21 protein-coding genes are annotated in these 17516 nt (G+C 75.3%); 5 read left to right on the plus strand and 16 right to left on the minus strand.

The genetic code is table 11. The features are described from left to right. From PH191_RS28895 to PH191_RS28910, 4 genes are all read right to left on the minus strand, one after another. On the minus strand, window positions 1-189 hold a 189-nt coding region (locus PH191_RS28895), incomplete at its 3' end, for a hypothetical protein (protein ID WP_274198082.1). 39 nt (window positions 190-228) lie between these two features. Next, window positions 229-903 (minus strand): MBL fold metallo-hydrolase, encoded by a 675-nt coding sequence (locus PH191_RS28900; RefSeq protein ID WP_274198083.1) that lies wholly within the window; start codon window positions 901-903, stop codon window positions 229-231. A gap of 12 nt (window positions 904-915) precedes the next feature. Further along, a complete protein-coding gene (locus tag PH191_RS28905; protein ID WP_274198084.1) occupies window positions 916-1563 on the minus strand; it encodes a Dph6-related ATP pyrophosphatase in 648 nt (215 codons plus the stop codon). A 2-nt stretch (window positions 1564-1565) separates the two neighbouring features. Beyond that, on the minus strand, window positions 1566-2012 hold the full coding sequence (locus PH191_RS28910; protein ID WP_274198085.1) for a DUF1707 SHOCT-like domain-containing protein: 447 nt from the start codon (window positions 2010-2012) through the stop codon (window positions 1566-1568). Window positions 2013-2061: 49 nt separating this feature from the next. On the opposite strand from PH191_RS28910, the gene PH191_RS28915 reads away from it, so the two are divergent. Further along, window positions 2062-2490, plus strand: coding sequence for a methyltransferase domain-containing protein (locus tag PH191_RS28915; protein ID WP_274198086.1), 429 nt, complete (start codon window positions 2062-2064; stop codon window positions 2488-2490). Between the two features lie 7 nt (window positions 2491-2497). On the opposite strand, the gene PH191_RS28920 is transcribed toward PH191_RS28915, so the two are convergent. Both PH191_RS28920 and PH191_RS28925 read right to left on the minus strand, forming a co-directional pair. Beyond that, entirely contained in the window at window positions 2498-2842 is a 345-nt protein-coding gene (locus PH191_RS28920; protein WP_274198087.1) for a branched-chain amino acid transporter permease, read from the minus strand. Continuing rightward, window positions 2835-3524, minus strand: a complete 690-nt coding sequence (locus PH191_RS28925) for an AzlC family ABC transporter permease (RefSeq protein WP_274198088.1) — start codon at window positions 3522-3524, stop codon at window positions 2835-2837. The genes PH191_RS28920 and PH191_RS28925 overlap by 8 nt, the downstream gene beginning before the upstream one ends. An 80-nt stretch (window positions 3525-3604) precedes the next feature. Here PH191_RS28925 and PH191_RS28930 point away from each other — a divergent pair, with 80 nt between their 5' ends. After that, window positions 3605-4036 (plus strand): Lrp/AsnC family transcriptional regulator, encoded by a 432-nt coding sequence (locus PH191_RS28930; protein ID WP_274198089.1) that lies wholly within the window; start codon window positions 3605-3607, stop codon window positions 4034-4036. Here the strand turns inward: PH191_RS28930 and treS are convergent. The 6 genes from treS to PH191_RS28960 all read right to left on the minus strand — a co-directional run bounded on the left by treS (window position 4029) and on the right by PH191_RS28960 (window position 11121). Then, complete coding sequence (treS, locus tag PH191_RS28935; RefSeq protein WP_274198090.1) at window positions 4029-6278, minus strand: maltose alpha-D-glucosyltransferase; 2250 nt, start codon at window positions 6276-6278, stop codon at window positions 4029-4031. The genes PH191_RS28930 and treS overlap by 8 nt on opposite strands. Before the next feature lie 137 nt (window positions 6279-6415). Continuing rightward, window positions 6416-8392 carry a SpoIIE family protein phosphatase gene (locus tag PH191_RS28940; RefSeq protein ID WP_274198091.1) on the minus strand — a complete coding sequence of 659 codons (1977 nt, stop codon included), beginning with the start codon at window positions 8390-8392 and terminating at the stop codon, window positions 6416-6418. Window positions 8393-8467: 75 nt separating this feature from the next. Next, entirely contained in the window at window positions 8468-9313 is an 846-nt protein-coding gene (locus PH191_RS28945) for an endonuclease/exonuclease/phosphatase family protein (RefSeq protein ID WP_274198092.1), read from the minus strand. Then, window positions 9295-9753: a cupin domain-containing protein gene (locus PH191_RS28950; RefSeq protein ID WP_274198093.1), complete on the minus strand. Its 459-nt coding sequence runs from the start codon at window positions 9751-9753 to the stop codon at window positions 9295-9297. The genes PH191_RS28945 and PH191_RS28950 overlap by 19 nt, the downstream gene beginning before the upstream one ends. 23 nt (window positions 9754-9776) lie before the next feature. Further along, a complete protein-coding gene (locus PH191_RS28955; protein ID WP_274198094.1) occupies window positions 9777-10565 on the minus strand; it encodes an MOSC domain-containing protein in 789 nt (262 codons plus the stop codon). Window positions 10566-10605: 40 nt separating this feature from the next. Beyond that, window positions 10606-11121 carry a helix-hairpin-helix domain-containing protein gene (locus PH191_RS28960; RefSeq protein WP_274198095.1) on the minus strand — a complete coding sequence of 172 codons (516 nt, stop codon included), beginning with the start codon at window positions 11119-11121 and terminating at the stop codon, window positions 10606-10608. Window positions 11122-11231: 110 nt separating this feature from the next. Here PH191_RS28960 and PH191_RS28965 point away from each other — a divergent pair, with 110 nt between their 5' ends. Beyond that, window positions 11232-11555, plus strand: coding sequence for a DUF6247 family protein (locus PH191_RS28965; RefSeq protein WP_274198096.1), 324 nt, complete (start codon window positions 11232-11234; stop codon window positions 11553-11555). 36 nt (window positions 11556-11591) lie between these two features. Here the strand turns inward: PH191_RS28965 and PH191_RS28970 are convergent, their stop codons facing one another. The 4 genes from PH191_RS28970 to PH191_RS28985 all read right to left on the minus strand — a co-directional run bounded on the left by PH191_RS28970 (window position 11592) and on the right by PH191_RS28985 (window position 15816). Continuing rightward, on the minus strand, window positions 11592-12638 hold the full coding sequence (locus PH191_RS28970) for a beta-ketoacyl-ACP synthase III (RefSeq protein WP_274198097.1): 1047 nt from the start codon (window positions 12636-12638) through the stop codon (window positions 11592-11594). A gap of 116 nt (window positions 12639-12754) precedes the next feature. Next, window positions 12755-13987 carry a cytochrome P450 gene (locus PH191_RS28975; RefSeq protein ID WP_274198098.1) on the minus strand — a complete coding sequence of 411 codons (1233 nt, stop codon included), beginning with the start codon at window positions 13985-13987 and terminating at the stop codon, window positions 12755-12757. Between the two features lie 9 nt (window positions 13988-13996). Next, entirely contained in the window at window positions 13997-14953 is a 957-nt protein-coding gene (locus tag PH191_RS28980) for a PDR/VanB family oxidoreductase (protein WP_274198099.1), read from the minus strand. Between the two features lie 101 nt (window positions 14954-15054). After that, window positions 15055-15816: an IclR family transcriptional regulator gene (locus PH191_RS28985; RefSeq protein WP_274198100.1), complete on the minus strand. Its 762-nt coding sequence runs from the start codon at window positions 15814-15816 to the stop codon at window positions 15055-15057. Window positions 15817-16006: 190 nt separating this feature from the next. On the opposite strand from PH191_RS28985, the gene PH191_RS28990 reads away from it, so the two are divergent. Together PH191_RS28990 and PH191_RS28995 are read left to right on the plus strand one after the other, a co-directional pair. Beyond that, window positions 16007-16540 carry a methylenetetrahydrofolate reductase C-terminal domain-containing protein gene (locus tag PH191_RS28990; RefSeq protein WP_274198101.1) on the plus strand — a complete coding sequence of 178 codons (534 nt, stop codon included), beginning with the start codon at window positions 16007-16009 and terminating at the stop codon, window positions 16538-16540. After that, complete coding sequence (locus PH191_RS28995; protein WP_274198102.1) at window positions 16537-17514, plus strand: methylenetetrahydrofolate reductase; 978 nt, start codon at window positions 16537-16539, stop codon at window positions 17512-17514. The genes PH191_RS28990 and PH191_RS28995 overlap by 4 nt, the downstream gene beginning before the upstream one ends. The last annotated feature ends 2 nt before the right edge of the window (window positions 17515-17516 follow it).

Below are 17516 nucleotides of genomic sequence, written 5' to 3' on the forward strand. Positions count from 1 at the left end.
CTTCGGGGGCTTCGGGGGCTTCGGGGGCTTGGGGGGGTCCGGGGGGTCCGGCGGTTCCGGGGTGTCCGGCGGTTCCGGGGCGTCCGTCGTCGTGGCCACCACCGGGGCCTCGGGTGCGGTCAGGGCCTCCGACACGACGTCCTCCACCGCGACGCCGTTGGTCTGCTGCTTCTTCTTCCCCTTGGCCATCGTGCGACGCTACGCCCGAACGGGGGTGATCCGGGAGGGTCAGGCGCCGACCGCGCGGGCCCAGGCGTCGGGGGACGCCACCGGCCGCCCGTGCAGGGCCACCACGAGCGCCGGGCGCAACGCGGCGAGCCGGCGACGCGAGGCGTCCGCGACCGCCGGGTCGTCGTGGAGGCCACGGGGGAGCGGCAGCCAGCGCGGCGAGGTCGGGTCCGAGGACACGTTCACCGGGCCGTCGCCGACGACGAGGACGCCGTCCGCGGCCCGCCACAGCGCGAGGGTGCCGGGGCTGTGGCCCGGCACGGCGAGCACCTCGAAGCCCGCGACGCGGTCGCCCTCGACCAGCCGGCGGTCGACCGGCCGTCGTTCCCGGGCCAGCCCACCGAGCACGAGGCGCCCGGCCGCCCCGGAGTGCGTGTCGATGCGGCCGCTCTCGAAGAGCGGGGCGTCGGCGGCACCCATCGCGAGCGGCGCGCCGGTCTGGCGGCACAGCCAGGCGCTCGCGCCGACGTGGTCGCCGTGCGCGTGGGTGACGGCGTGCTCGACGATGTGACGACCGCGCAGCAGGGCGGCGAGCCGGCGCGCCGACCAGGGGAACCCGGCGTCGACGACGACGTCGCCGTCCGGACCCTCGAGCAGGACCGTCTGCAGGAGCTCCGCGGGGGCCAGGGCGCCGAGGTGCACTCCGTCGGTGATCTCCCGCAAGCGCGCTGCCATGCGGGGAGCCTGTCAGGTCCGGAGCACCGCGGTCACGAACCCGTCGCGCAGGGCGGTGCCGGTGACGGATACGGGGACGGGGTGCGCGAAGCCCGGTCCGTCGGTGACGAGGGTGTGGAACTCCCCGTTCTCGCCGCACGGGTCGACGTCCTCGGGCAGCGCGCGCAGCAGGTCGGCGTCCCACGTCCGCCCGGCGAGCTCCGCGGGCACCCGGTTGGGGTCGACACAGACCACGACCGCGCGCACCCCGCGGTCGAGCATCTCGCGGGCGAGCCCGTCCGTCGCGCGCTCCCAGAGCGGGAAGCGCGCGGTGAGCTCGGTCCCGGCGAGGGCCCGCTCGCGGAAGGCGCGGATGTCGGCGAGGAACAGGTCGCCGTACACGACCTCGCTCGCGCCCCGGCGTCGCAGCGCCGCCCACGACGCACCGGTGCGCTCCTCGTAGGCCTCGTCCGGGCACGGCGAGGGCGGCTCGACGGTCTCCAGGGGCAGCCCGAGCGCCGCCGCCTGCGCCTCGACGAGCGCCCGCGGGACGTAGCTCGCGGCGACCTCGCCGCCCGCGAGGACGGTGGTGTGGAGCCCGGCGATAGGGCCGCGCTCGCGGGTCACGGCGAGCGCGAGAGCGCCGTCCTTGCCGCCCGACCAGCTCACCCAGGTCGTCACGGTCACCCGTCCCGGTCGCCACGCCCGTCGTCGGCACGGCGGCTCTGGGCGAAGAGTGCGCCCCCGAGGGGGATGAGCAGGAAGAACACCCAGGAGTTCGCGATCGGCACGGTGAAGAAGAGGATCAACGCGATGATCGGCAGCGCCCCGCTCACGGCCGGTCCCCACCGGGCGAGGGCGCTCGGGCCCCCGGGCCGGTTCGCCGGCGGGGTGCCCGTCCCCGGGGCCGCCACCGCGCCCGGCCCTCCGTGCGGGCGGGGCTCGGGCAGGTCGGCGAAGAGGGGCTCCAGGTCGGCCGCGGTGCGAGCCTCGGTGACCTTCGCGCTGCGCTCGCCGTACTCCTCGGGGTCGAGTCGCCCCGCTTCCAGGTGCGTGCCGAGATCCGCCATGGCGGCCTCGCGCTCGGCCGTGCCGATGCGGGGCGAGGGGTTCGGGACCGGCTCGGTCATGGTCGACAGCATGGCACCGGCGAGGTGTCGTCGGCGCTACCGTCACCGCGTGCGGACCGGACTGTCCCCCCGGCTCGCGGCGGTCGTGGACGCGCTGCCGCTCGCGCCGGGGATGCGGGTGCTGGAGATCGGGTGCGGGCCCGGCGCCGCCGCCCGCGCCGTCGCCGCCCGGGTCGACCGCGAGGTCGACCCCGGTTTCGTCCTGGCGACCGACCGGTCCGCCACCGCGGTCCGTCAGGCCCGCGAGGGCGCCGCGGCCGAGATCGCCGCCGGCCGGATGGGTGTGCGGCAGGTCGCGGTGGAGGACCTGGTGCTGGAGGACGGCGAGGAGCCGTTCGACCTCGCCTTCGCGGTGCGGGTCGGCGTGCTCGACGGCCGGCACCCCGCGCACCACGGCCGGGCCCTCGCCGCGGTCGCGGCGGCGCTGCGCCCGGGCGGGCGGTTCGTCGTCGACGGCCGCGAGGTCGCCCTGCCCTGAGGCACGGTCAGCCCGGGACGAGCGCCAGCGCCACCGCGTAGGAGGCGGTGCCCGTCGCCATGCTGAGCAGGGCGTTCCGGCGCCAGAGGTGGACGGCGACGGTGACCGCGACCGGCACGAGCTCGCGCACCCCCACCAGCGCGCTGTCGAGGGGGACGTCGCTCAGCAGGTGCACCACCAGGATGATCATGATCCCGGCGGGTAGGTGGCGGGCGAGGTCCGCGACCAGGGCCGAGGAGCGCAGCGTCGCCGACATCGCGAACGGCGCGGCGCGCAGCGCGACGGTGATCGCGGCCGCGACCGCGACGACCGCGACGAGGTGGCCCGTGCCCGGGTCGCCGGTGTCAGGCACGAGCGGCTTCGCGCGCGGCCGAGAACCGGTGCCGGACCAGCAGCAACGCCACGAAGAGCCCCATCGCGACCAGCAGCATCTCGCCGGGCGCCACGAGCTGGGCGACCAACGCGCACGCCACGGCGAGCAGGGGCCCGGTGGCCTCGCGCCCGGCGACGGTGGCCTCGGTGGCGAGCACGACGAACAGCGCGGTGAAGACGAACTCGAGCGCGGGCAGGTGCAGGCCGAACCCGCTGCCGGCCAGGGCGCCGACCGTGCCGCCCCCCACCCAGCACGCCTGCATCAGCGCCTGGCCGGTCAGGATCCGCGGTCCCGACAGCGAGGTGGCGGGAGGGGCCGTGTAGATCGCGTACGCCTCGTCGGTGAGCGCGAGGACGCCGTAGACGCGGCCCGTCCGGCTGCGGATCCGGTGCAGCGGGAACGACAGGCCGTAGAAGGCGTGCCGCCCGTTGACCAGCAACGTCGTGAGGGCGATCGCGGCCAGCGGGGTGCCGGCCACCGCGAGGGCGACCAGCAGGAACTCCAGCGAGCCGGCGAACACCACCACGCTGAAGACCGGCGCCCACCACCAGTCGAGTCCCGAGCCGACGACGAGCAGCCCGAAGCTCGTGCCCAGCACGCCCATGCCCGGGCCCACAGCGGCGACGTCCCGCAGCGCGTCCCGGAGGTCGACCTGTCTCATGGGGCAACGTTAGGACGAATGCCGCGCCACCCGATGGCGAAGTGGATGCGCACTCGTCGCAACCCCGGCATCATCAGTGCGTGGACGAGATCGATCGCGCAATCCTCGACGAGCTGCGCCGGGACGGCCGTATCCCGAACGTCGACCTGGCCGAACGCGTCGGGCTCACGCCGGCGCCGTGCCTGCGCCGGGTGCGGCGGCTCGAGGACGACGGCATCATCATCGGCTACCGCACCGAGATCGACCCCGTGGTCGAGGGCCGCGGGTTCGAGGTGCTCGTCAACATCGACCTCGTCAGCAAGCACCGCGACGACTTCCTCGCCTTCGAGGAGGAGGTGTCGGCGTTCGACGAGGTGGTCGAGCTCCGCCGCATGTTCGGCCTGCCCGACTACTTCGTGCGCGTCGCCACCCGCGACCTCGAGTCCTACGAGGCGTTCGTGGTCGACCGCCTCGCCCGCACTCCCGGACTGGCGCGGATCGACTCGCACCTCACTCTGAAGAAGATCAAGTAGCGGGCGGCGGCTGCACCAGCATCGCGACACCCTGGTGGGGGTTGAGGTCGATCACCACCGCGTGCAGGTCGTCGACGACGCCCACGGCCTCCTGCGTGAACATGTCGATCACGGTGCCGCCGGGAGGCAGCACCGTCGAGCGCACGGTGGCGGGCACGGGCTCGGCGCCGAAGTTCAGGATCGTGAGCGCGTGGCGGGGGTGCTCTCCGGCGTCGAGGGCGTGCACCAGCACGAGGACGCTGCGATGGCTGACGTCGGGGACGTCCACCTGACGGCTGGTGGCGATGCCGTAGTGCTTGCGCACCCCGAGGATCGCCTGGAGCTGGCGCAGGAAGCTCGCCTCGTCGGCGAGCTGGTCGGGCACCGAGCCGTAGAGGCTGCGCCCGCGCGGCATGCCCTCGGCGGAGCGGGTCGCGTCGGGGTTGTGGCCCATGAGGTCGTGCGCGGCCCGGTGGATCCAGCGGGTGTCGCCCTCGGCGAGCAGGTCGGAGACCTGCTCGGGCGGCAGCGTGAGCATGCCGCAGAGGTCCCAGCCGGAGAGGGCGAAGACGCCGGGCTGCATCGCGTTGTACATCGCGAGCAGCAGGTGCACGCGGCGGATGTCGACGACGTCGGCGTCGGTGATGTCGTCGAGGCGCCGGATGCCGAGGGCGGCGGCGATCACCGTGGCCGAGGTGGAGGCGATCCCGTTGGTGGTGAACACCAGGTTGTAGGGAGCGTTCTCGCCGGCGAGCGCGGACGCGAGCTCGCGGCGCACCGTGTCGCCGATCTCGGCGCCGGTGGCGGGCTCGCCGCGGAAGGTGAAGACGTCGTCGCGGTGCCCGGTGGACCAGTGGACCAGCTCGTAGGTCATCTCGTCGTGGTTCTGCAGGGCGTGCACGAGCGAGGCCGGGTCGATGCCCGTCTCCAGGCTCGTGCGCAGGCACAGCCGCAGGAAGTCGGTGTCGCCGGTGGCCAGCGCGTGGTGGTAGGCGGGCCGGGTGACGAAGTCGTAGGACAGGTCCGCGCCGGCCTCGCCGACCTCGCGGATGTCGTCCATCGTCAGGTTCAGCTCCTGGAAGGTGAACCCGCCGACCTTGCGGACCATGCTGGCGATGAGGTGGTTGGCGGCCTCGGACAGCGGGTGGCCCTCCGACCAGGCCGGGCCCTCCGCCGCGCTCTTCTCGATGCCGAGGAACCCGTTGGCGTCGAGGCGCAGGGCCCCCGACCCGAGGTCGGCCAGGGAGTGCAGCGCGTCGCCGATCGTCAGGCGCATGCCCGCGAACGACGGGTCGAGCCAGTTGATCGAGGGCTGGCCCTCCTTGAAGTAGTGCAGGTACACCCAGCGGCGCTCGATGCCGTCGACGCCGGCCACCGCAGCCGTCGCGCTCCAGTTGGTCTCCTTGACCCCGGGCGCGTGGAAGATGACGCGCTGCAGGCGCCCGATGATGTAGCCGGCCTTCTCCAGGCGCTCCTCGGTGGCGGCGTCGAGGTTGATCGAGTCGCGGCCGGCCGGGACGTCGGGAAGGTAGTGCCAGTCGTCGGGCTCGATCTCGACCATGTGGTAGATGCCCGGGTAGTCGGCGAAGCCCATCTCGGCGAGCCGGAAGTCCGCGCCCTTGCCGGTGTGGCCGGGCACGACGTCGTCGATGATCGTGCCGCCGTAGAACGTCGCCATCCCGCACATCGCCCGGAACTCCTGCTCGGAGCCGAACGCGGGGTCGATGACCGTGGAGATGCGGTCGAAGTGCCCGTCGACGCTGGGCGTGTGCCCCCAGCCGGAGATGCCGCCCGCGCGCTTGACGGGGCCGGTGTGCACGGCCTCGATGCCGATGTCGGCGAACGACGACCAGAGCTCCTCCTCGCCGAGCGCGGCGAGGAACGACTGACCGGGGCGGGTGATCAGCGACAGCGGGTACGCGGTGAACCACACCGACGCGGTGTCGACGGCCAGGCGCGGGTCGGGGTCGGCGTAGGGGTTCTGCCACATCGAGCCCTGGCCGGAGAACTGGCGGGCGATCGTGTTGGCGTCGGCCAGCATCGACTCCGAGAGCAGCCACGAGACGTACGTCGGGTTGGTGCCCACCGGCTCGCCGTCGCGCGCGCTGGACCGGCGCTCGAAGGGAGAGCGGACCCGGGCCCGGTGACGCAGCGCCCGTGGGCGCGCGGGGTGGAGGTGCTCCGCGTACGTGATCTCACCGGGTTCGTGGACCACCTCGTCGTCGGTCGACGGATCGTCCGCATCGTCGGCCCGGGCGTCCACACGCACTCCTTCTCCACCGCGTCCAGCAGGACAGGCCGACCATCGTCACACGAGGCGGGCGCGCCACCGACGAGGGCTCGCTGTCCGCCGCGCTCCCGTCCGTGTCACGCAGGTGCCAGGTGGGTGCCGGGCGGCCGTCAGGCCATCGCGGCGCCGTCGGGCACCTCGTCGATCAGGTCGGAGAGGCCGGTGAGGTCGAGGACCCGACCGGCCACGCTGCCCCGACCCGCGCGCAGTCGCAGGCCCGGGAGCGCCCCGCGGAGCTCGTGGACCGCCTGTACGGCGGAGCTGGAGAACACGGTGACGGCGTCGAGGTCGACGGTGAGCCCGCGGGCGCCGCCGCGGGCGGTGGCGAGCAGCCCGTGGCGGAAGCGCTCCACGGTCCCGGTGTCGATCGGCCCGGCCACGGCGAGCACGCCGGGCTCCGGCTCCGTGGTGGTGAGCTCGCGGTCGACGCCGCGCAGGCCCGAGACCGCGGCCTCGTCGTCGTAGCTGCCCACGGAGACCTCGCGGTGCACCGGCGCCACCATCGTCACCGTCGTGCCGGTGGGTCCGGCCGCGACGTCCACGTGCTCGACGAGCCCCCGCATCATCATCAGGCCGCGCCCGCGACCGCCCGGGTCGTCGGGCGCCGGGAGCCAGCGCCCCGTATCGGCCACCGTCACGTGCATCCGGCCCTCGTCGTCGAGCACCGCCCGGACGCGGGCGCCCACGCCGTCGGCGGGCGGCTCCGGGTAGGCGTGCTCGATGGCGTTGGTGACGGCCTCGCCCACCGCGTGGACCAGCGCCATCGCGTCGTCCTCGCCGACGCCGGCGTGCTCGAGCCAGGCCCCCACCGCGCGGCGCATCCGTCCGAGGCGACGGGGGTCGGGGGCGACCTCGAGCGTGAGCGGGGCCAGCGGTTCGGCCGTGCGCTGCACGGCGAGCAGGGTGGCGTCGTCGGTGTGGCCGCCGCCGGTCCAGCCCATCCGCTCGACGGTGAGCGCGGCGATCCGGTCGACCTGCGCGGTGGGCACGGTCGCGTCGTCCTCGACGGCCTCGTGGCCGGCCGCCACCGCGGTGCGGGCGAGGGCCTCGAGGCTGTCGTCGAGCGTGCGCCCCGGCCGCTCGACGAGGCCGTCGGTGTAGAGGACGAGGACGTCGTCGGGCCCGAGCCGGTCGGACGTCACCCGCGGTGCCCCGGCACCGGTCCCGAGCGGTGCCCCGGCGGCCACCTCGACCCAGCGCGGGGTGCCGTCCGCGCGGACCACCAGCGGTGGCGGGTGCGCGGCGGCGGCCACCTCGAGGTCCCCGGTGCGCGGGTCGAGGACGGCGACGCACACGGTGGTCGCGCGGGTGGCGCGCTCGCGGCCCGCGAACCGGTCGAGCTCGGCGAGGGTGCCCAGGACGTCCCGGCCCCCGGCCAGCGCGTTCGCCCCGACGGCCCGCAGCCGGCCCATGGCCGCCGACGCCGCGGCGCCGTGGCCGACGACGTCGCCGACCACGACCGCCACCCGCCCGTCGGACAGCGGCACCGCGTCGAACCAGTCGCCGCCCGCGGCGAGCTCCCGCCCGGCCACCACGTACCGCGCCGCCAGGCGGACCTGCGGCAGCACGGGCAGCCCGGCCGGCAGCAGCGAGCGCTGCAGGGTCAGCACGACGTCCTGCGCGGCCTGCCGGCGCTGCTCGGACTCCGCGGCCGAGAGCTCGGCCTGCCGCCGGCGCAGCACCTCGTCGGTGACCCGCGCGATGTGCACCGTCATGCCCCGCATCGACCCGTCCGGGTGGTGGGTGGGGACGAACGTGTACGAGTACCAGTCCTCCTCGAGGCGGCCGTCGCCGTCGCGGTCGACGAGGATGCGCCGCTCGTCGCCGATCACCGGCTCGCCGCGTGCCCAGACCTCGTCGAGGGTCTCGAACACCTGCTGGCCGTCGAGCTCCGGCGCGACCTCGCGGATCGGCCGCCCGACGATCCCGGGGCGGAAGCCCATGCTCGCGCGGGCGAGGCGGTTCGCGGCGACGACGCGGTGCTCGGGGCCCTCGAACGCCCACAGCACGGCGGGGATGTCCTCGAAGGCGGCGACGACGTCGTCGGGGGTGCCCGCCGGTTGCTCGACGGGATCGTCCGCGGCCATGCGCCCATGGTTCTCCGGCCCGATCCGGCGCCACACGTCGGGTCCCTCCCCCGATCCGGGTGGCCCGACCAGTTCCTACCCCCGGTTCCCGGCCTGCAGATCGACGACCACCCCGGCGTGGTCGGAGGGCCACACCTCGTGCCACGGCCCTGTGCCGAACAGCCCGACGCGTTCGACCCGAATCGGCACGCGGCCCCGCCCGAGCCCGAGAAGGACGTGGTCGACGCGCGAGGGCGGCTCGCCGCGGGCGGCGACGGCCGGGTTGTCGGGGCGCCAGGTGGCCCCGTCCCACCGGTCGCTGCCGGTGGCCCAGCGCCAGGTGTCGGCGAGGAGGAGTCCAGGCTCCGCCGGCGCGGTCAGGTGTCCCTCGAGCAGGCGCATCTCGTCCGACGCCGGCTCCGCGTTGAAGTCGCCGACGACCACGGGCGCCAGGTCGGTCGCGTCCGCCGTCGCCACGTGCCGCGCGACGGCCCGGACCTGCTCGACCCGCTGGGCCGACGCGGTGAGCGACGGCGTGAGGTGGGTCGTCACGCACCGCAGGGAGCCGGCCGGGGTGTCCGCGACGACGCTGAGCAGCACCTGCGCCTGCCCGCCTGCCGGCAGGACCTCGGTGTGCACGTCGCGCAGCGGCCAGCGGCTGAGCACGGCGTTGCCGAGGCCGTAGCGGGCGTCGCCGAGCCGGTCGGTCCAGGGCGAGGCGTCGGGGACCGGCGCGAAGGCGACGTGCCGGTCGAGCTCGGCGGCGAGCCCGCCCGCCAGGTCGTCCCCCTCGAGCGACCACACCTCCTGCAGCCCGACCACGTCGGCGTCCAGCTCCCGCAGCACGGCCGTGATCGCGGGGCGGCGGCGCTCGGGGTCGCCGAAGCGCCACCAGAGGTTCCAGGTGGCGACGCGGATCGCCGTCACCGGGACGGGGTCCACGCGAGCAGCCGCCAGAGCACCCGTTGCGGGCCGTCGGGGAGCCCGGCCACGGTGAACGACCAGTCGTGCTCGGCGTTGATCCGGGCCAGCTCGCGCAGCGGCGGCGCGCCCGTCGCGGCCGCCATCGCCCGCAGCTGCGCCTGCAGCGGGCCCGCCGGGGTCTCGACCGTCCGCAACCGGACCGGCTCGTCGAAGGGGTTGGCGAACGCGTGCGTCGTCCCCGGCGGCACGCTCACGGTCTCGCCGGGCTGCACCAGGTGCCGCTCGCGGCCGAGCCGGACCATCAGCAGCCCGGACTCGACGGTGAACACCTCGCGCTCGCGGCGGTGCCGATGGGCGGGCGGGCCGGCGTGCCGGGGCGGCACGACGGCGGTGAACACGAAGTCGGGCTCCGAGGTCTCGATGGTGATGACCTGCCCGTCGGCGAACTCGATGGTCATCGCGCCTCCCGCGATCGGAGAACCTAGACGAGCGCGACCGTGTCCCCGCGCCGCACGGTGCCGCCGCGCACCACCTCCGCGTACACGCCGGCGCAGGGCAGCACCCCGAACCCCGGGACGTCGACGCGGTTGCCGGACAGCAGCGGGCGCAGCGCCTCGGGGGCCCGGGGCAGGTCGCCGTGCTCGAGCGTCGGCACCGAGCAGCGCGGCGTCGGTAGCACGATGCGCAGCGTCGCCTCACCAGCGGTGAGCTCCCGGCCCACCCAGTCGGTCTCGGCGAAGGGCTCGGTGTCGGACTCGACGACGAGGTTCGGCCGGTACCGCTGCGCGTCCATGCCCAGGTGGTCCAGGGTCGCGGTGGTGATCAGGTGGACGGGCGCGTAGTCGACGAACGTGTCCGCGGCGCTGCCCATCGAGATCTCCAGCGTGGGCGCCGCGACCTCGTGCTCGACGCCGTGCTCGAGCACGTCCTCCGGGTCGGGCCGCTCCACCTCCGCGCCGCCCGGCCGCGCCGCGGCGATCGTGACGACGCGGCCCAGGTCGGCCGCGAGCTCGTCGGACAGCCTCGGGTCGTCGACGTCGAGGGTGTGGCCGTCGGGGGCGGTGACGCGCACGCGGTCGTCCTCCACCGACGCCGTGTACTGCAGCAGCCGGCGCCACAGCCGCGGGTGCTTCGCCGTCGCGACGAGCCCGGTGGTGGCGTCGAGCAGCCCGTACCGGCGGTCGAGCGGCAGCCCCGCGGTGGCGAGCAGGGCCTCCTCGAGCGGCTGGCCGAGCATCGACTTGACGGGGTAGCGGGTCAGCGTCGACACGCGCACGGTGATCGCTCCAGGAGGGTGCGGGGGAGGGGCGTCACGAGGATTCACCGCGGCCGAGCGCCTCGTCCAGCACCCGGACGGCCTTGGGTCCGACACCGTGCAGGCCGAGCAGCTCCTCCCGCGGCACGGCGGCGACCTGCGTGAGGGTGGTGACGCCGGCGTCGGCCAGCGCGCGGGTGGCCGGTCGCCCGATCGCCCGCGGCAGGTCGCCCACCTCACCCGGGCGTGCCGTCGCCGCGGCGGCCGCGGTCTCGGCGAGCTCCGGCGGTGCCCGGAACGCCCAGGCGCGGCGGACCCAATGGTTGAGCTGCTGCCCGTCGATCCCCTCCAGGGCCAGCGTCACGCCGTCGGGTGCGGGCTCGGCGGCCGGGTGGGCCGCGGTGATCGCGGCGACGTCGGGGGCCGGCAGGTGCAGGCGCACGCGGCTCCCGTCGAGCACCGCGAACACCCGCCCGTGGACGGCGAACGTCGCCCGTCCCTGGTCGTCGGTCGTCTCCTCGGCGTGCACCAGACCGAGAGCCGCCGTCCGCAACCGGCGCACCGTCGTCATCGCCATCACCTCGGTCGGAGGCTAGCGAGGCCCCCCGACACCCCTCGACATCGCGAGATCCGACATGCGGTTGCGGCGCGGAGGTGGCGGCGGCGGCTACTGTCGGATCGATGAAGGCGATGTACTCGGTCGACGAGCAGCCGGTTCCCGGACACCCGCTGGCCAAGGGGGCGTCGCCGGCGGCCATCCGCGTCGTGCTCGCGCCCGAGGACCGGGCGGAGTTCGACGCGGCCTACGCGCAGGCGCTGGACGACGCGAAGGCCAGCGGCGACCTCGTCGAGCTCTTCACGACGCTCGACCGGTGGCGGCGGGTGGCGGCGCTGACCTCGGACCCCGAGGTGTTCCGCCGGGTGGCGCTCCGGGCGGCCATGCGGCAGACCGCGAGTCCCGGCGACGACCCGGTGGCGGCGACGCAGGCCCTACCCGACCGCTAGGCCACGTGAGGCGCCACGAGGTGGCGAGCCTGCCGGTCAGCCCTCCCGGGGCGCCGACGACGGGGCCACCGGCGGCAGGGTGAGCACCTGGGCGGCGTAGGTCAGGCCTGCGCCGAAGCCGCAGACCAGGGCGAGGTCGCCGGCCCGGACCTCGCCACCCGTCAGCAGCGCGTGCATCGCGAGCGGCACCGAGGCGGCCGAGGTGTTGCCGGTGTCGACCACGTCGCGGGCCACGGCGACGCCGTCGGGCAGGGCCAGGGCGCGCACGATCCCGTCGGTGATCCGGTTGTTGGCCTGGTGGGGCACGAAGGCGTCGAGGTCGTCGACGCCCACCCCGGCGGCCGCGAGGGCCTTCTCCGCGAGCGGCGCGATCTGGGTGCTGGCCCAGCGGAAGACCGCGGGCCCCTGCATGCGCAGGCCCGGCACCCCGTCCCCCGCGCCCCGCGCCGCCTCCTGCCAGGTGGGGGAGTGGACGATGAGGTCGGCCTGACCGCCGTCGCTGCCCCAGGCCACGGGGCCGATGCCGGGCTCGTCGGCGGGCCCGACGACGACCGCCCCGGCCCCGTCGCCGAAGAGGAACGCGGTACCCCGGTCGCGCGGGTCGAGCAGGTCGCTCATGCGCTCGACGCCGACGACGAGCACGTAACGGGCGGTGCCGCCGCGGATGAGCGAGGCCGCCACCTCGAGGCCGTAGCAGAACCCGGAGCACGCGGCGCCGAGGTCGAAGGCCGGCGCGGTCGTGCCGAGCTCGGCGGCGACCCGGGTGGAGACCTGCGGGGACGCGGTGTCGGGCGACATCGTCGCGACGAGCACGGCGTCGAGGGCGGAGGCGGTGAGGCCGGCCGCGGTGAGGGCGTCGCCGGCGGCGGCCGTGGACATGGCCACGACGGTCTCGTCGACCCCGGCGAACCGGCGCGTCCGGATCCCCGAGCGCGCGACCACCCAGTCGGGGTCGACGTCCTCGAGCGGCGCGCAGACCTCGTCGTTGTCCACCGTGCGCCGCGGCCGGTACGCGCCGAGTCCCAGCAGTCGTTCCCCGGTCATGACCGGGGCGGGACGGGCGGCGATGGGGGCTGGCGGCACGAGGGGGACCTCCACGAGGGTGCGGTCACGCCGTGGTGGACGACGCCCGCACTCCACGGTGCCGGTGGTCCGCGGTTACTCGGAAGTCCTACTAATCAGTACGGCCATGTCAATGGTCACAGGCCGGCGAGGTGTAGGCGCACCGGCTGGGTCGCGAAGGCGTGCATCGTGTTGTTGAGGTGGCGCGTCGGCTCGGCCGCGACCTCGATCCGTGCCACGCGAGCGGCCAGCGCGGTCAGCAGTGCCTCGGCCTCGAGGCGGGCGACGTGCTGGCCGACGCACTGGTGCAGGCCCATCCCGAAGCCGACGTGGCCCGAGGGATCGCGGTCGAGGTCGAAGGCGTCGGGGTCGTCCCAGTGCCGGGGGTCGTGGTTGGCGGACCCGAGGAACATCAGGATCTTGGCGCCCTCGGGGACGACGGTGTCGCCCACCGGCACGTCGACCTCGGCGGTGCGGAAGAACGTCTGGACCGGCGACTCCCAGCGGATCGCCTCCTCGAACGCCACCCGCGACAGCGTCGGGTCGGCGCGCAGCCGGTCCCAGGCCCCGGGGTGGGTGGCCATCGCGCGCAGCACGGCCCCGAGGCCGTGGACCGTGGTGTCGACGCCGGCCGAGAGCAGCGAGCGCACCACCAGCGGCGCCTGGTCGTGGGTGATGTCGCCGCGGTCGGCGGCGGCCCAGATCTCCGCGCCGAAGCCGTCGTCGGAGAGCACCTCGCGGGCGCACTGGGCGTTGACCCAGCCGGCGTGCTCCGCGACGTGCGGGGCGCCCTTCGCGACGAGGTCGTTGGGCGGGCCGAAGGCGTTGAACAGGTGGTCGCCGTAGGGCAGCAGGTGCTCGCGGCCCTCGCGGGGGATGCCGACGGCGTCGGGGAACACGCGCAGCGGGAACGCCTCGGCCAGCGCCGGCATGGCGTCGACCTCGAGGACCGGGCCTGCGCCCGCGAGCAGGGCGTCGACGTGCTCCTCGGCCACGGCGAACCACCGCTCGCGCAGCCGGCGCAGCGCCCGCGGGCCGAGGATCGGCGCGAGCACCCGGCGCGGCGCGTCGTGGTGCGGCGGGTCGGCCTCGAGCAGCAGCGACGGCGGACGCCACGGCGCCTCGCGACGGAAGTTCGACAGGCCGACCCCGGCCGACGAGCAGAACCGCTGCCAGTCGACGAGCGCGGCGTGCACGTCGGCGTAGCGGCCCATGCCGTACAGGTCGTCGTAGCGGGTCAGCGGGACGACGGGCCCGGCGTCGCGCAGCGCTGCCTGGAACGGCAGCGGATCGGCGAGCACTTCGGGGGAGAACGGGTCGACGGCGGCGACCGCGGGCAGGGCGGTGCTGGTCACGGGGGTGGTCGTCATGAGGCGCTCTCAGAGGTCGAGGACGAGACGGTCGGTGCAGGACCGGGAGACGCACGGGAACATGCAGTCCCCGGCCGCGCGCTCGTGGTCGGCGAGGATCGAGTCGCGGTGGTCGGGCACACCGCCGAGCACGGTGGTCTCGCAGGTGCCGCAGGTGCCCTTCTCGCAGGACGAGAGGGTCGTCGCCCCGGCGTCACGGGCGGCCGCGAGCACCGAGATCTGCGGGGTGACCGTGACGGTCGTGCCGGTGCGGGTGAGCTCCACGGTGAACGGGGCGTCCCGGACGGGCGCGCCGACCTCGGTGGCGGTGAACCGCTCGGTGCGCAGCCGGTGGGGCGCCCAGCCGACCGTGGCGACCGTCTGCTCGACGGCCGCGAGCAGCGGGGCCGGGCCGCAGCAGTAGACGACGGTGTCGGTGCGCGGCTCGCCGAGCCAGGACGCCAGCGGCAGCAGCCCGGCCTCGTCCTGGGGCACCACGTGCACCCGGTCGCCGTACCGGGCGAGGTCGTCGAGGAACGCCATCGAGGCGCGCCGGCGGCCGCCGTAGAGCAGCGTCCACTCCGCGCCGACCCGCTCGGCCTGCCTGATCATCGGCAGCAGCGGCGTGATCCCGATGCCGCCGGCGACGAAGACGTAGCGCGCCGAGGGCACCATCGCGAAGTTGTTGCGCGGCCCGCCGAGCGTCACCGGGTCGCCCGCCGCGAGCTCGTCGTGGACGTAGGCCGACCCGCCCCGGCCGTCGACCTCGCGCAGCACCGCGACCCGGTAGCGGTGGGCGTCCCACCGGTCCCCGCAGAGCGAGTACTGGCGGGTCTCCCCGTTCGCGAGCGTCACGTCGATGTGGGCGCCGGGCGTCCAGTCCGGCAGCCGGCGCCCGTCCGGCCGCGCCAGCTCCAGGACCGCGACGCCCTCGGCGGCCGACGACTTCCCGGTGACGACGAGCCGGTCGACGGCGGTGCTGTCCATGCGCCGAGGATGACGAGGCCGCCGCCGTGGTCGGAACGCCCTTCTCATTCAATGGGACGTCCTACGTGAGCGAAGTTCCCGGCTATGGCCGGGAACTTCGCTCACGGGGGGGGGTGGTCCTGCGTGAGCCGGCGCTCGATCTGCCGGGCCCCGGCCGTGAGCACCGGGACGTACCCGCGGGCGTGCTCGTCGTTGGGCACGATCACCGACACCGCCGCCGCGACGTGGCCGGTCTCGTCGCGCACCGGCACCGCGATGCCCGTCGCGTCGACGTGGAGGAAGCCGGGGCAGAGCACGAACCCCTGGCGGCGCACGTCCGCGAGGCGGCGCCGCAGCTCGCCGGGGTCGGTGATCGTCATCGGCGTGAAGCGCGCGAGCGTCCCGGCGAGGATGCGCTCCTGGAGCACCTCGGAGCCGTAGGCGAGCAGCACGAGGCCCGACGACGACGCGTGCAGCGGCAGCCGCGCCGCGATCCGGGTGTAGTTGATGACGGCGTGCTCGGCGGAGAGCCGCTCGACGAACAGCACCTCCTCGCCGTCGAGCACCCCGAGCTGCGCGTGGTGGCCGACCGCCCGCAGCAGGTCCTCGAGCACCGGCATCGCGAGCTCGCGCAGCGACGACGTCGGCGAGGCCCGCGAGCCCAGCTCCCAGAGCCGCGTCCCGACCCGCACGCGGCGGTCCTCGTCGCGGGAGAGCAGGCCGTGCCCGACGAGCTCCGCGATCAGCCGCGACGCCGTCGCCACCGGCAGGTCGGCGCGGCGGGCGACCTCCCCGACGGTCAGCACCGGGGACCGCGGGGTGAAGGCCTCGAGGATGCGCACGACGCGTTCGAGCACCGACTCGCCCGACCCGGATCGCGCCACGGCGTGACCGTAGGACGTCGACGCCGGCCCGGTGCTGCTCCAGGAGGCCCAACCGCGCCCGCTCCCTTGTCGGACACCACAAGGTCGCGCGTCCGAACCTTGGTGTCGGCCCCGAGGGATCGGCGCCGTCGGGCTGCCAGGCTGGGATGCGCGTCACACCCTCGGCTTTCGGTGGTCAGGAAGGACCCGTGTGGACCCGGTCCCGGACACCTCGTGGCCCCGCCCGCGCACCCCCCGGATCTCGGCGCGGGCGAGCTACGCCGCCCACGCCCTCCTCGCCCGCAACGGCGCCTACCGGGCGCTGGCGTCGTTCGTCGAGCGCCACCCGGGGCTCGAGCGGGCGTTCACCCGCGGCGAGCGGGTCAGCAAGGAACACCTCTTCGGATGCCGGATGTGCGGGCAGTGCGCCCTGCCCGCCACCGGCTACGCGTGCCCGCAGACCTGCCCGAAGCAGCTGCGCAACGGGCCGTGCGGGGGCGTCTCGCCGGAGGGGCGCTGCGAGGTGCACCCGGAGATGACCTGCGTCTGGGTCACGGCCTACGAGCGCGCCGAGGCGTCCGGCCACGGCGAGGACCTGGACCGCCTGCAGCGACCGCTCGACCACCGCCGGTGGGGCCGGAGCTCCTGGCTCAGCTACTGGCAGGGACGCGACGCCGACCTGTGGACCGCGCCGGGCGAGGACCGGCCGCTGCTGCGCCGCGAGCTCGGGCTGACGCCGCGGTGAGTACGAGTCCTGGGAACGGGCTGCGCGCGACCCTCGCCGCCGGCCGCTTCGCCGTCACCGCCGAGATCGGGCCACCCCGGGGTGCCGACGCCGGCGCCGTCGTCGCCAAGGCCGAGATGCTGCGGGGCTGGGTGGACGCCGCGAACGTCACCGACAACCAGGGCGCGCACGTGCGCATGGGCAGCCTCGGCGCGAGCGTCCTGGTCCAGCGCGCCGGCGTCGAGCCGATCATGCAGGTGACCTGCCGCGACCGGAACCGGATGGCGCTGCAGTCCGACCTGCTCTCCGCGGGCGCGCTCGGCATCCCGAACGTCCTGCTGCTCACCGGCGACCACCCGCGCTACGGCGACCACCCCGACGCGATGCCCGTCTTCGACCTCGACGGCGTCCAGCTGACGTGGACCGCCCGGACGCTGCGCGACGAGGGCGAGCTGCTCTCCGGGCGCGATCTCGCCGGGCGGCCCGGCTGGCTCATCGGGTCGGTGGAGAACCCGTTCGCGCCGCCGGCCTCGTTCCGCGCGCGGCGGCTCGCGAAGAAGGTCGCCGCCGGCGCGGAGTTCGCCCAGACCCAGTACGTGTTCGACGTCGACGGGTTCGCCCGCTGGATGGCCGACGTCCGGGACCTCGGGCTCCCGGAGCGTTGCGCGGTGCTCGCCGGCGTCGGCCCGGTTCGGTCCCTGCGCGTGCTGGAGTACCTGCGCACCGGGGTCCCGGGCATCCACGTGCCCGACCACCTCGAACGCCGGCTGCGCGGCGTCCCGTCCGACCGCGTGGCCGCCGAGGGCATCCGCGTGTGCGTGGAGACGATCGACGCGCTCCGCGAGGTCCCGGGCGTCGCAGGCGTGCACCTCATGGCGTTCGGCTACGAGCGCGGCGTCCCCGACATCCTCGCCGCGGCCGGGTTCTCCCCGGATCGCGGGCCCGCCCACGATGCGCCGCCGCGCGCGTTGTCCGCCGTTCCCGGAGAGGGCTGACG

The organism is Actinomycetospora callitridis (assembly GCF_028737265.1).
In the GTDB taxonomy this organism is placed as follows: Bacteria; Actinomycetota; Actinomycetes; order Mycobacteriales; family Pseudonocardiaceae; genus Actinomycetospora; species Actinomycetospora callitridis.